The sequence below is a fragment of the Noviherbaspirillum cavernae genome (genome assembly GCF_003590875.1).
GTDB lineage: Bacteria > Pseudomonadota > Gammaproteobacteria > Burkholderiales > Burkholderiaceae_D > Noviherbaspirillum > Noviherbaspirillum cavernae.
On sequence record NZ_QYUN01000003.1, the window covers coordinates 423593 to 436709 of the forward strand.

Below are 13117 nucleotides of genomic sequence, written 5' to 3' on the forward strand. Positions count from 1 at the left end.
TTCTCAGAAGACTTCATATAGAGCTGACGATGGCAGGGTGCGCCATGCGCACCCTGCCATACCACACTCAAGCAGCCGCGCGCGCCGCGCTTCGCGCCCGCGCCTGATGCAGCATCTGGATCGTGATCTTCTTCACCTCCGACTGGCTGAGCGCGATATGGGCGCGCAGCAGATCCTTGGCGTGACTGGTGCGTCGCTCGATGATGGCGCGCAGAATCTTTGCGTGTTCTTCGTAGCTCACATCGATACGCATTTCCTCCGTGAATTCGAGCCGCCGGATGACGCGAATGCGTTCGGTAATGTCGTGATGGATGCGCGCCATCTCCGCATTTCCGCTGGCTTCCACCAATTGCTCGTGGAATCGCTCATCGTGCACCGACAGGGTCGGTGCGTCGGTGATGCGCTCATCCTCAGGGACGAACCATATCGCGCCCAGCTCCTGCAGCAGCGGCACTTCCGGCATGGCGCAGAGCAGCTCCACCGCAGCCGCTTCGAGCACGCTGCGCACGTCGTACAGCTGCTCGAACATCTGGAAGTCGAAGGGACGGACCTGCCAGCCGCTCTTGTGCAGGACTTCCACATACCCTTCCCGCTGCAGGCGAAACAGCGCTTCGCGGATCGGCGTGCGGCTCATCTGCAGACGCTCGCTGATTTCGTTTTCGCTGAATCGATCGCCCGGCAGAAAATGAAAATCGAAGATGTCGGCCTTGAGCCGTGCATACGCCTGCGAGGCGAGACTGTTGGATATCGCTTTCGCGAATTTTGGCTGGGGAATCATGGGCAACATTTTCCGGATAGGGCAAGCTAGGCCATTGCCTTGCAATATGCACGCCAGCCTTGAAATGCCGTGATGTCTCGCGCACCCTCCAGCGCGCAGGGTTCGCAGATGAAGCCCTTGACGCGGCGGCCGTCGATCAGTTCCAGCGTGCCGATGCCCAATGGCGCCGGCACGCCGGCGACGAACGAGCCGAACGCATGCATCGGCATGTCCCACAGCTCGACCGCAATCGTCGCGCCGCTGCTGCTGCGCACCAGTCCCGGCTTGGGCGGCGTGGTATTGGCCAGCGCATACAGACGATAGGTGGCGGCAGTGGTCGTGGCTTCGGCCAGGACCGCCTTGCGTTCGGTGAGTTCGCGGTTCAACGGCATGCCGCTCAAATGCGCGCCGACCACCGCCAGCCGCAGATATCCGGGTGCCGGCTCCGAGTCGGCTGCGGCCGTGACGGGTGCGACGAATGCCTCCCCTGTCGCACCGCGCGGCAAGGCCTGCAATGCCTGCCATTTCTTTCCAAATGCCGACAGCGCCTGATCCGACCAGGCCGGGCCGATCAGCGTGAGACCGAAGGGCAAGCCATCGCCACGGAAAGCGGCCGGCAATGCCAGCGCGCACCAGTTCAGCAGATTCACGAAATTGGTGTACTTGCCCATATGGCTGTTGAGGCGGATCGGGTCTGCCGCGACCTCGTCGATCCGGTAATGGCTCGGTGCGGTGGGCACCAGCAAGGCGTCGACCGATGCCAGCAGTTTGTCCGCTTCGCGCTTCAGCGCGGCCAGCCTGTATTGCGCATTGAACGCGTCCGTCGCCGAAAACTCGCGGGCGCGGAAGATGATGTCGCGCACGACGGGATGGATGGCATCGGCATGCTGCTTTGCGAATCCTTCGATGGCGGCATAACGCTCGGCGACCCACGGTCCGTCGTACAGCAAGGCGGTGACCTGGTCGAACAGCGAGAAATCAAGCGGCACGCACTCCGCGCCGGTTTCCGCAATGCGCGCCAAAGCCTGCGCATACGCCTCCTCGGATTGCGCATCGCCGAAGAACTCGGGCCGCGCCGGAATGCCGAATCGCGGCTTGGCCGGCAAGGCGGCAAGGGCATCATCGGGACGCCCACGCGAGTAGCCATCGGCTGCATCAAAACCTTCCGCCTGCCGGAACACCAACTCCGCATCGGCCACGGTAGTCGCAAAAATGGAAACACAGTCGAGCGTGCGACAGGCCGGCACGACGCCGTGTCCGCTCAACGCGCCCACGGTCGGTTTCAAGCCGACGATGTTGTTCAATCCTGCCGGCACGCGACCGGAGCCGGCGGTATCCGTCCCCAGCGCAAAGGGCACGATGCCGCGCGCCACCACCGACGCCGAGCCGGAACTGGAGCCGCCGCAGACGTAGTCCGGGTCGAAGGTATTCGGCACCGCGCCGTAAGGCGAGCGGATGCCGACCAGTCCGGTGGCAAACTGATCGAGATTGGTTTTGCCAAGCACGATGGCACCGGCATCGACAAGGCGCTGCACGACTGCGGCATGCGCGGTGGCCGTGTACGAGAACTCGGGACATGCCGCCGTGGTGTGCATGGTCGCGACATCGATGTTGTCCTTGACGGCAAACGGCACGCCGTACAGCGGCAGGGCTGACGCGCCGGACAGCGTCTGGCGCCTGGCTTCAAGCGCGTCGAGTTGCCGGTCGAGAAAGGCATGATCGATCAGACTGATCCACGCCACATCCTCCTTGTCCATGTCATCGAGCAGCGTCCGCAATAATGATGACGGTGTCGCGCCGTCCCGATAAGCCGCCTGCCAATCGCCAATGGTCCATCCCCGCATTTTGAATACTCCCATGTATACAAGTTGTTTTCGGGAATAGCATGAGTCATGCCAGAGCATGCATGCGTCGCCATGCGGGATTGTGTCAACACGGAAGCGGAGAACGCACAACAGCCTGCGTTTCCGGGGCGTGCTTGTGGAGCAGCTTGGTGCAGGCCGGCACTTTTTAGGTGCGCGATCTCATTTGCAGCGCGGATCGGACAAGCGCATCAGGCAAAGCGGGCGCTTCCGGTCATTCGCCCTTCTGTCGCCGCCTTGTCACTCAGGCATTCATCAACGACAACGGATACCCTGTCCCGGGCCGAGGTTATAGAATGTTCGCCATGCCGCCAGGGGATCCACATCATTCGCACTCCACTCATTCCCGAAAACGAAATCGAGTTCATCGCAATTCGAGCCCAGGGCGCGGGCGGTCAAAACGTCAACAAGGTTTCCAGCGCGATTCATTTGCGCTTTGACATCCGCGCATCGTCATTGCCCGATCATCTTAAAGAGCGTTTGCTTGCATTAAGCGATCAGCGCATCACGAAAGACGGCGTGGTGATCATCAAGGCACAGACGCACCGCAGTCAGGAAAAGAACAAGGAAGAAGCGTATCGGCGCTTGCAGGAAATGGTGGCAAGCATCGCTGTCTTGCCACGCGAGCGCCGGCCGACGAAGCCGACCCGCAGCTCGCAAAAAAAGCGCCTTGAAGTGAAGAATACAAGAGGCGAGATCAAGGCGATGCGACGAAAAATACTGGACTGACCTTGCGGCCGGAAGGCGCAATTCGACTATCCTCGCTGGAATTGCAATTTCAGCCGCGCACCGCAGCCGAACATGAACCCGGAACATTTGCAGCTTCTAGTCACCCGCGAAATGCCCTATGGGAAGTACAAGGGCCGCCTGATCGCCGATTTACCGGGACATTACCTCGGCTGGCTTGCGCGTGAAGGCTTTCCCCGAGGGGAAATCGGTGAGCTGCTAGCGCTGATGTACGAACTGGATCACAACGCACTACGGCATCTGCTTGACCCATTGCGCAAACGATAAGGCAGGATGCCTACGACACGTCATCCGACGTCGCCGCCAGGAACGCATGGACTTGCCGTGCGTTGACTTGCTTCCGGAAGCCGCTCAACCGTTCAATGCCTCTTTCGCGGCTTCCTCGGGTGTCAAGCCGTCATAGAACAGATCGGTGAACCACTCGACCTGTTCCTCGATATGCTCCTGAGCCTGGTCCAGGGTTGCACCGCCCGCGACCAGAAAACCTTCCACCTCGGTACACCAATTGATCAACGCCACCATTTCCGGATCTGGTTTGTCTTTCTTTGCCATCGTCTTTACCCTTGTTTCGACCACACATTCAATCATCAGCTGACAGGGTAACCGGATTTGCCTGGCGCTGCCCATTGAGATATTGGAACGGGTGTGCAATAGCAGATCGTCAAGTCTCTGCTGGCGGGACTTGCGCTTCCTGTTCGTTTGAGTTCCCTACTACCCCACGATATAATCGCGGACTCTTGTCTGCCTTGAAACGGGCTCCGAAAGTGGCTCGGATTCGCTACCAAAAACGAGGGTTCATGCGGATAGTGGCGTGACCTACCAACCCCTGCTTTTTTCGATTTGATTGCACTTCCCTATGGCGCGAGTGTTGCCGCGTACACATTTCCACAGTTCCAAACTCATTCGTTGTCTCGCTGAGCTGGACATGGCAGATGCTGTCGATCCCGGAAATGCATTTGCAGAACAACTGGGACTGTGGATTCACTTTGCCGACGCAATCACCCTGTCTGCTGTGCACAGCGACAGCATTGCAAGCGCGCCAAACATGCAGCCCGAAGCGCCATTCGACGCCCGCGTTCCCATCGGTATCGAATTCGACCGCATACAGGCGCTCCTGGTGAATTCGATCACGAAGAGTTGCTCGCCCACCCCTGGCAAGACACACATAAAGTTGCCAATTCCAGAACTCGAACTTCCGCTGAACCTCTCGACGGCTTACCCGCCATATCGCCGGTTTTATGAAGCGCATCAACGCGACATGGAATTGAGCATCCAGCCCCTGAGAGTCAATGTGCGGGAAGCGCTTGCGAAAGCGTCACCACGGCTCAATAAACTTGCCGACCTGGACGCGACGCTTGAGAAGATACTGCGCGAACGCGAAAGCAAGTTGCTCTCGAAGGTGCCGGTGCTTCTTAAAAGACGTTTTGAGCAATTGTTCAAAGCACATCAACAACAGCTTGTTGATACTCGGCAGGCAGACAACCCCGCCGGTTGGACGCAAGCGGGAGCCTGGCTGGCGCGCTTTTGCAACGATATGCAAATGCTGCTGCTGGCTGAAGTGGAGCTTCGCTTGCAACCGACGATGGGGCTCATTGAAGCATTCAAACAAGATACGCAATGATTAAAAAGTTGAATAAGCATTTATTTACAGTCGCCTTCTTGCTGGGCGCGCTTGGGATCGTTTGGGTGGGCGTCGGGTTCATCGACTCCAGTTTTCTGGCGCTGGCGATGACGGCGATCATCGGCGCAGCCTATGTGTTTGGCGCGCTCGAACTGCGTCAGTTTCGTCAGGCCACATCGACTTTGAGCGCCGCGCTGGTGGCGATTCCTGACAACCTCGCGGATCTCGATGGTTGGCTAGTCAAGGTGCATCCTTCACTGCAAAACCCCGTGCGTTTGCGCATCGAGGGCGAACGTGTCGGCTTGCCCGGCCCCGCCCTCACGCCGTATCTGGTCGGGCTGCTGGTGATGCTGGGGATGCTCGGTACCTTTCTGGGCATGGTCGTCACGCTCAAGGGCGCAGTCTTTGCACTGGAAAAAACGAGCGATCTTCAGGCGATCCGCTCGGCACTTGCGGTTCCGGTGTCGGGGCTGGGGCTGGCGTTTGGCACCTCGGTGGCCGGGGTTGCCGCATCGGCGATGCTGGGCTTGATGTCGGCACTCAGCCGACGCGAAAGAATGCTGACAGCGCAACTGCTGGACACCAGAATTGCCACGGTATTGCGCCGCTTTTCTCTCACCCATCAGCGTCAGGAAACCTTCAAGGCACTGCAGTTGCAATCGCAGGCCTTGCCTGCCGTGGTCGACAAATTGCAGGCGATGATGGCGCAGATGGAAAGCACGAGCCAGCAACTTGGTCAGCAATTAAGCCAGCGCCTGCTCAGCAATCAGGAAGACTTTCATCGCAATGTCAAAGACGTCTATACCGAACTGGCAAGTTCAATAGATAAATCCCTGCGCGAGAGCTTGAGCCAGAGCGCTCATGTTGCCGGCGAAAGCATCAAACCCGTGGTCGAGGTTGCGATGAGCGGGATCGCGCATGACGCCAGGTTGATGCACGAACGCATGGCCGATACCGTGCAGATACAACTCGACGGGCTTTCTGCTCGGTTCAGCGATACCGCCACCACCGTGACCGACACCTGGACGGCGGCATTGAAGAGCCACGAACAGACAAGCGCGGGCATCGTCGGCAACGTGGGCCGCTCGCTGGAGGCATTCAACGAGACCTTCGAGCAGCGTTCAGGCGCCCTCGTGGCCACCGTTGGCGCGGCCTACTCCAGCCTGCAGTCCGATCAGGCCGAGCGCGACACACAGCGACAGCAGGCATGGACACAGTCGCTGGAAGCAATGGCGGCGGCGCTCACTCACGAATTGCAACAAACGGGCGCGCAAACACTTTCCCAGCAGCAGAACATCTGCAGCACCTTGACTCAGACCGTGCAAGACATCACCGAGCAGGCGCGGACGAGCGCCAGCAATTCGCTGGCCGAAACAACGCGTCTGATCACGAGCGCCGAAGAGCTGATGCGCTCCCGCATCGCCGCTGAAGCGCACTGGATCGAACAACATCGCGAACGCATGGATCAACTGGCCAGCCTGTTACGGTCCGAACTCGGCGCGCTCAAGGATGAAGAAGCCGCGCGTGGCAATGCAGCGGTTGAACGTCTGGCTCAATTGGAAACTGCGCTACAAACTGCGCTGACAAGTCATCTGACAACGCTCGGCACCGCGCTGGAAGAACCGATCACCCGCCTCATCCAGACGGCCTCGGAAGCGCCACGCGCTGCGGCGGAGGTGATTGGGCAATTGCGCGAGCAGATCTCCAGCAGCGTTGTGCGCGACAACGAATTGCTCGAGGAACGCAGCCGCATCATGGAAACACTCAATGCACTGCTCGAAGCGATCAATCATGCGTCCCTTGAACAGCGCACCGTGATCGATTCCCTGGTGGCCTCCTCCACGGCGGCGCTCAACGCTACCGCCAGCGCGTTCTCGGACAACGTTGCCGCCGAAGCAAGCAAACTCTCCGACATTGCCGCGCACGTCACCAGCAGCGCGGTCGAGGTATCGAGCCTCTCCGAAGCCTTTGGTTTTGCCGTGAACGCGTTCAACGAAGCCAATGAAAAGCTGATCGAAAATCTGCAGCGCATTGAGGGCGCGATGGACAAATCCATGGCGAGAAGCGACGAGCAACTCGCCTATTACGTGGCCCAGGCACGGGACATCATTGACCTCTCCATGGCGTCGCAAAAGGAAGTCCTTGAAGGGCTGCGCCAACTGCCGGCAATGCAAGCCGATGCCGAAGAGGTCAGGTAATGAATGACAGCGTGGACGACATTGACGCAGGCGCCGAACACGGCACGCCGGTCTGGCCCGCGTTTGGCGACTTGATGTCGAGCTTGCTGGGCGCTTTCGTGCTGCTGTTGGTGGGCGTGGTCGCCGTCCAGATGGAATTGACGTCGAGCCTGCAAGACGAAGTGAAAAAGCGCCAGCTCGAAGAGCAGCGCCGCATGAGCCTGGAAAAAGCCTTGGCGATTCCGCTGGCCACGGGGCGCATCACCTTGAACAATGGGCGCATCGGCATCAGCGGCCAGGTCCTGTTCGCGCCCAATTCGGATCAGTTGCAGCCTGAGGGTCGGCAATTATTGAATAGCCTGGTCACGCCGCTGCGGGCTTATCTGGCGGCGCGTGATGAAATGCTCATGGTGAGCGGATTTACCGATGACAAGCGCATACGGGGCGGCCCCTTCGCGGACAATTGGGAGTTGTCGGCGCAGCGCGCCTTGACCGTCACGCGCACCCTGATCGAGGAAGGGATGCCTTCTTCCATGGTGTTTGCGGCGGCATTTGGTTCCGAGCAGCCGGTCAAGCCCAACACCGATGACGCCGCGCGTGCGCAAAACCGGCGGGTGGAAATGGCGCCCGTGCCGAAAACCCAGAACGCAAAAAATGCCGCCTCATGAATGAGCCGGATCACATGGAACTCGCGGATGCGTCATCGGACTCATCCCCTGATTTCAATGCGCTGATCGCTTCCCTGCGCATGGCAGGCGCGGATCGGTTTGACCCCGTGCGCCTGCACTATATTGAAGTGCTGGAAAAACGCGCAATGGCGCATCAGGGGAGCGTCAAGCGCATGCTCGACGCCAGGCTGGAGCAGGCGTTGGCGGCGTTCAAGGAACGCTTCGATCTTGCGCTATGCGACGCGAGGGAAACCGTCGAGCGAAGTGTGCAGCAATATCCGCAGGCGACCAACGATCTGCAACGGTTCCTTGTCGCTGGTGATTTCAAAGGATTGCAACGATTCATCGCCACCCTGAAGAGCAGCGAACAATGCGCATCCTTGAGCGCGCTGGTGCGCCAGCTTGAGCAGCATTCTCCGGAAATGGCCGATGCGCATGTGGATAGAAATCCCGGATCGCGTTCCGAACTGAAGACCATACGGAATTTCAGGAATACCTGGTCAAAACTGAGCGTTGACAAACAGGTGGCACAGGCACTTGAGCAAGCCCCAAAGAATGCCGGACCGATCAATTCCCACATGCTGGTGCTGCGCTCACTGGCATTGATGCGCGATATCTCACCCGATTATCTCAACCGGTTCATGTCTTACGCAGATACCTTGTTATGTCTCGATCAATACGAAAATAAAAAACCGGGCAATCCCAAAAAACCTCAGGTAGCAAGGGCGGCGAAAAAATGAATTGGCGTAATGGCCGATTCCTTCATGCCTTGGTGCGACGGTAAAACTTCACAGGGCAGGCACGGTTTCATCGTGCCCACGCTTGAGAGCACAGTGCAGCATCCAGGCATGGAAGGCGATGAGGAACTGGAGATCGCAGAACGGACCGAGGTGCGGTCATCGGCCGGCAAGCCGCGTCGGGCAACACGGGTGCTTCCGGCCGATTGAAGTGATTCATTCAACGCAAACTGCTGCAGAGCCAATGCCTGCGCGCGTGGCTCTCGCAATCAAACATCATGCAGGCTTCCCGCCTTTGCGGTGCGGTTTTGGTCTGGGTTTCGCCGCATCGGCAGTGCGATTTCCGGAACCCGTCGTTCTTTTGAATGGCGCCTTGTCACCGAATTTCTTTTCATTCACCCTTCGGTCGCCGCCTGTTTTGGGAACGGATAGCGTGATTTTCTTGCCAGCGGATTTGTCTTCCGTCGGAGTGCGCCCGCCGGCATGACTGATGCGTAGCTGTTGCCCGGCCACCGATACCGTTTTCAGCTGTTCAAAAACGTCCTTTGGCATACCCTCCGGCAGATCCAGCACACTGTAGTCATCGAATATCTCGATGCGGCCGATATATTTGGCATCGAGACCCGCCTCGTTGGCAATGGCGCCAACGATATTGGCGGGCTTGACGCCGTGCGCATGACCGACTTCGATGCGAAAAGCCTGCATGCCGACATCGCCTTTGCGATCGCTGCGTTCTTTCTTTGGCGGTGCAGTATGTGCCGTATGTGCAGTCTGGGTATCGCGCTCAGGGCGCTCGGGGCGCTCGGGGCGTTCCTTGCGTTCAGACTTCCTGGTGTGCATGCCGGCATCGTCGCCGGTCGGCTTGTCGGATGCGTGCGCTTTGTTGAACGCTGGCTTTCCGGAAGCTTTCGCGGGTTCGCCATCGCGGCTGATACGCAGTTGTTGACCGGCCACCCACACCGTCTTGAGGTGATCGAGAAGCTCGTCCGGCATGCTGTCAGGTAAATCGAGCGTGCTGTAATCGTCGTATATTTCGATGCGGCCAATGTATTTGGAGTCGAGCCCTGCCTCGTTGGCGATGGCGCCGACGATGTTGCCGGGCTTGACGCCGTGCGCATGGCCGACTTCGATGCGGAACGTCTGCATGCCGGCATCGGGTTGGCGGTCGATGCGTTCCTTGCGGGGAAAGGCGGGCCGCTCGAATTGATCCTTGCGCTCATGGCGCTCGAATCTTTCCGGGCGCTCGCCTGAGCGCTCATTTTTCGGTCCACGTTCGCTGCGTTCAAACCTGCCGGCCTGGGCGGACTTGTCATCCGACCACGAGCGTTCGCCCTGCGGCTCCCGCGAGTTTTTATCCAGCAGCAGCGGCACATCGCCACGCGCCAGTTTTGCGAGTGCGGCAGCGATTTCCACTGCCGGGATATTCCGCTCGCGCTCGTAGTCTTCAATCAGCGACTGGAATGTTTCCAGGCCACCGGCTGCAAGAGTGTCGCCGATCTGGTCCTTGAACCGGGCGATGCGCACATCATTGACTGCCTGGATGCTGGGCAATTCCAGCGTCGATATCGGCTGGCGTGTCGCGCGCTCGATCGCCTTGAGCAGATTGCGTTCACGCGGGGCGATAAACAGGATAGCTTCGCCGCTGCGTCCGGCGCGCCCGGTACGGCCAATGCGATGCGTATAGCTTTCCGGATCGTGCGGCACATCGTAGTTGACCACGTGGCTGATACGTTCGACGTCAAGTCCGCGCGCGGCGACATCGGTGGCGACCAGGATGTCGATCTTGCCGTCCTTGAGTTGCTGGATGGTGCGTTCGCGCTGTTGCTGCACGATGTCACCGTTAATCGCTGCGGCAGAAAATCCGCGTGCTTGCAATTTTCCCGCCAACTCTTCCGTGCCCAGCTTCGTGCGCGCGAAGATGATCATGCCGTCGAATGTCTCGGCTTCCAGAATGCGCGTGAGCGCATCGAGCTTGTGCATGCCGCTGACCAGCCAATAGCGTTGACGGATATTGTCGGCCGTGCCTGTTTTGGCGGCAATGGTGACTTCGGCGGGAGTGTGCAGGTAGGTCTGTGCGATGCGCTTGATCGCGGAAGGCATGGTCGCGGAAAACAAGGCCGTCTGGCGCGACGCCGGCGTCTTTTGCAGAATGGTTTCGACATCGTCGATAAAGCCCATGCGCAGCATCTCGTCGGCTTCATCAAGCACCAGCGTCTTGATTTGCGAGAGGTCCAGCGAGTTCTTTTCCAGGTGATCAATCACGCGGCCCGGCGTGCCGACGACCACATGCACACCGCGCCGCAATGCGGCGAGCTGCGGGCCATAGCTCTGGCCGCCATAAATCGGCAACACATGGAATCCGGGAATGTGCGTGGCGTAGCGTTGAAAGGCTTCCGCCACCTGGATCGCCAGTTCGCGTGTCGGCGCCAGCACCAGGGCTTGCGGTACGGTTTGCCTGATGTCGATGCGGGCAAGAATGGGCAGGGCAAATGCCGCTGTTTTACCGGTACCTGTTTGCGCCTGACCAAGCACATCGCGGTTACTCAGCAAGACGGGAATCGTGGCAGCCTGAATCGGCGACGGCGACTCATAGCCCAGTTCTGACAGCACGCGTAAAAGCGGGTCGCTCAGGCTCAGATCGGCAAATGACGGGAAGGGTGTATCGGACATGGCTTGCTTTCGGGATTGTTCGGATCGCGGGTTGCGAAAGGATTTGGTACAGAGTTTACTCTGTTGCTGCTCGAGCAGAGTCGCGTCGATGAGGTGATATAGCGTAAAGGCGGCGCGATTGTACTATCCACTGCTGACGGCTGCATGAATAGATGCCGAACGTCAACAATGGACGCCGATTCAGCTTCGATGCCTATCGTGGCATTTTGTGGCTGGACCTCGAAACCATCGGACGGCAGGATACAACCCAAAGGCGGGCTATAACGGCGCTGTGGTCCTGATCACCGTAACACGGCTAATGATGAATTCGCCGTCCACCACGGTTCTATGGGGAACGCCGACGACGTTGAATCCCGGTCCACCGTCATCGAGCCAGCGCTGCGCCAGCGTATCGAACTCCAGTGGTGTCAAACGGAGCATCTGGGCAGTAATGACAAACCGCGCACCGGCCTTCTGCTTTTTAACAACATCCTCAATTGAAGCCATCGCTTACCTTTCGCCGACACGGCTACCCATCATAAGGCAGAGGGTGCATGGACAGGCAGGAAAATTGTCCTGGCGACTGGGCATATACAGTCCTGACGGCTGGCCGTTCGCGGCCGATGCTGTAGTCCGCATCAGTCTCCAGCTACATGATCATTCAAGGCCGGTAATTCTCGCATTCCGCCGAGTCGACTGCCATGGCGACTTTTGCAACACCATCGGCCCGATGCAGGCGTCCATCGATTGTCATGCAAAAACATGGCAAGGCAAGATTGCGGATTATTGCTCGTGAAGAAAGCCCATATCAGGTGAGCTGGTAGTCCACCGGCGCAAAGGGTCGAGGGACGTTCTCCTCTGCAAGTGATTCGCGCAGATTGATTTCAATGACCCGGCAGATCGCTTCGAGCGGCAGGTCGTTGGCCGAAACACCGAACGGTTCTTCAATCTCGTCGCCCAACGCATCCAGTCCGAAGAACGTGTAGGCAACGATGCCAACGACAAACGGCGTCATGAATCCGAGCGAATCCACCAGTCCGAAGGGCAGCAGGAAGCAATACAGGTAGGCTGTCCGGTGCAGCAGCAGCGTATACGAAAAAGGAATCGGCGTATTCTTGATTCGTTCGCATGCCGCGCCCGCCGCCACCATTGCCGACAGCGTGGCATCGATTGATGCCGTCAGGACGGTGTCGATCCGGCCATCGTTCAGGCAGTGCCGCAGGTCTTCGCCCATGCGCTCCATCAGGAAGTGCGGCTTGTGGGATGCCTTGGCGAGGCGCTGCCATTCGTCTGCCGTCAGCAAGGATTTCAGTTCGGCCGTGCTGTCGGAGTCGCGCAGCTGATGGCGCAATGCATGTGCGAAGGCGATGGCGCGGTGGATCATGCGCGCGCGTACATCAATGTCAACGCCGACTCCATCGACCTTGCCCGGCGGAACCGGTCCGACCAGGCTCAGGCACTGCCGGGAGAAATTGCGGCTCCTGAGGACCAGCTCCCCCCACAGCTTGCGCCCTTCCCAGTAACGGTCATAGGCGGAGTTGTTGCGAAAGCCGAGGAAGATGGCCAGCGGCAATCCCATCAGCGTGAAGGGAATCGTTGTCAGCGTGATCTTGTGGTGCATCAGCACGCCGCCGGTAAGCGTCACGACGATCGCCAGCACGGTCGTCACCAGCAGGCTCTTCCAGATCCGCGACAGGATCGATCCCCGCATCGTCAGGAACAAGCGCAGCCCCGATGGCCGGTCACGGACGATCATGGCCTGATCCTATGCGTCACGATGCACATCAAATTATTCAGAAGTCGGGAAGTCGCGAATTCGGACGAAAGCTGCATTGCCGCAACTCCCTCCTCTTGCAAAGAAGGAACGCAGAGCGGTCGAAGACCGCACGCCATTCGTCA

At 59.1% G+C, this 13117-nt stretch carries 13 protein-coding genes; 7 read left to right on the top strand and 6 right to left on the bottom strand.

Going from position 1 to position 13117, the window contains the following annotated elements:
* Nucleotides 1-67: 67 nt before the first annotated feature.
* Nucleotides 68-778: a GntR family transcriptional regulator gene (locus D3870_RS20425; protein ID WP_119743187.1), complete on the bottom strand. Its 711-nt coding sequence runs from the start codon at nt 776-778 to the stop codon at nt 68-70.
* A gap of 26 nt (nt 779-804) precedes the next feature.
* The gene (atzF, locus tag D3870_RS20430; protein WP_242490121.1) at nt 805-2616 is read right to left on the bottom strand and encodes an allophanate hydrolase; all 1812 of its coding nucleotides are present in this window, start codon (nt 2614-2616) and stop codon (nt 805-807) included.
* Between the two features lie 321 nt (nt 2617-2937).
* Here atzF and arfB point away from each other — a divergent pair, with 321 nt between their 5' ends.
* Both arfB and D3870_RS20440 read left to right on the top strand, forming a co-directional pair.
* Nucleotides 2938-3348 carry an alternative ribosome rescue aminoacyl-tRNA hydrolase ArfB gene (gene arfB / locus D3870_RS22940; protein WP_242490152.1) on the top strand — a complete coding sequence of 137 codons (411 nt, stop codon included), beginning with the start codon at nt 2938-2940 and terminating at the stop codon, nt 3346-3348.
* 72 nt (nt 3349-3420) lie between these two features.
* Nucleotides 3421-3633: a DUF3820 family protein gene (locus tag D3870_RS20440; RefSeq protein ID WP_119742899.1), complete on the top strand. Its 213-nt coding sequence runs from the start codon at nt 3421-3423 to the stop codon at nt 3631-3633.
* An 84-nt stretch (nt 3634-3717) separates the two neighbouring features.
* Here the strand turns inward: D3870_RS20440 and D3870_RS20445 are convergent, their stop codons facing one another.
* The gene (locus tag D3870_RS20445; protein ID WP_119742900.1) at nt 3718-3918 is read right to left on the bottom strand and encodes a hypothetical protein; all 201 of its coding nucleotides are present in this window, start codon (nt 3916-3918) and stop codon (nt 3718-3720) included.
* 304 nt (nt 3919-4222) lie between these two features.
* On the opposite strand from D3870_RS20445, the gene D3870_RS20450 reads away from it, so the two are divergent.
* Genes D3870_RS20450 through D3870_RS20470 form a run of 5 tightly spaced genes read left to right on the top strand, consistent with a single transcriptional unit; the run spans nt 4223 to nt 8779 of the window.
* Nucleotides 4223-4987 (top strand): DUF3348 domain-containing protein, encoded by a 765-nt coding sequence (locus tag D3870_RS20450; protein ID WP_119742901.1) that lies wholly within the window; start codon nt 4223-4225, stop codon nt 4985-4987.
* 8 nt (nt 4988-4995) lie between these two features.
* Complete coding sequence (locus D3870_RS20455; protein WP_242490122.1) at nt 4996-7185, top strand: DUF802 domain-containing protein; 2190 nt, start codon at nt 4996-4998, stop codon at nt 7183-7185.
* Nucleotides 7185-7832 (top strand): OmpA family protein, encoded by a 648-nt coding sequence (locus tag D3870_RS20460; protein WP_199710844.1) that lies wholly within the window; start codon nt 7185-7187, stop codon nt 7830-7832. The genes D3870_RS20455 and D3870_RS20460 overlap by 1 nt, the downstream gene beginning before the upstream one ends.
* A gap of 14 nt (nt 7833-7846) precedes the next feature.
* Nucleotides 7847-8572: a DUF2894 domain-containing protein gene (locus D3870_RS20465; RefSeq protein WP_158590537.1), complete on the top strand. Its 726-nt coding sequence runs from the start codon at nt 7847-7849 to the stop codon at nt 8570-8572.
* A 9-nt stretch (nt 8573-8581) separates the two neighbouring features.
* Complete coding sequence (locus D3870_RS20470; RefSeq protein WP_119742904.1) at nt 8582-8779, top strand: hypothetical protein; 198 nt, start codon at nt 8582-8584, stop codon at nt 8777-8779.
* A 66-nt stretch (nt 8780-8845) separates the two neighbouring features.
* On the opposite strand, the gene D3870_RS20475 is transcribed toward D3870_RS20470, so the two are convergent.
* The 3 genes from D3870_RS20475 to D3870_RS20485 all read right to left on the bottom strand — a co-directional run bounded on the left by D3870_RS20475 (nt 8846) and on the right by D3870_RS20485 (nt 12974).
* Nucleotides 8846-11239, bottom strand: coding sequence for a DEAD/DEAH box helicase (locus tag D3870_RS20475; RefSeq protein WP_119742905.1), 2394 nt, complete (start codon nt 11237-11239; stop codon nt 8846-8848).
* Between the two features lie 258 nt (nt 11240-11497).
* Nucleotides 11498-11725 carry a hypothetical protein gene (locus D3870_RS20480; RefSeq protein ID WP_119742906.1) on the bottom strand — a complete coding sequence of 76 codons (228 nt, stop codon included), beginning with the start codon at nt 11723-11725 and terminating at the stop codon, nt 11498-11500.
* 301 nt (nt 11726-12026) lie between these two features.
* On the bottom strand, nt 12027-12974 hold the full coding sequence (locus D3870_RS20485) for a bestrophin family protein (RefSeq protein ID WP_119742907.1): 948 nt from the start codon (nt 12972-12974) through the stop codon (nt 12027-12029).
* Nucleotides 12975-13117 lie beyond the last annotated feature (143 nt).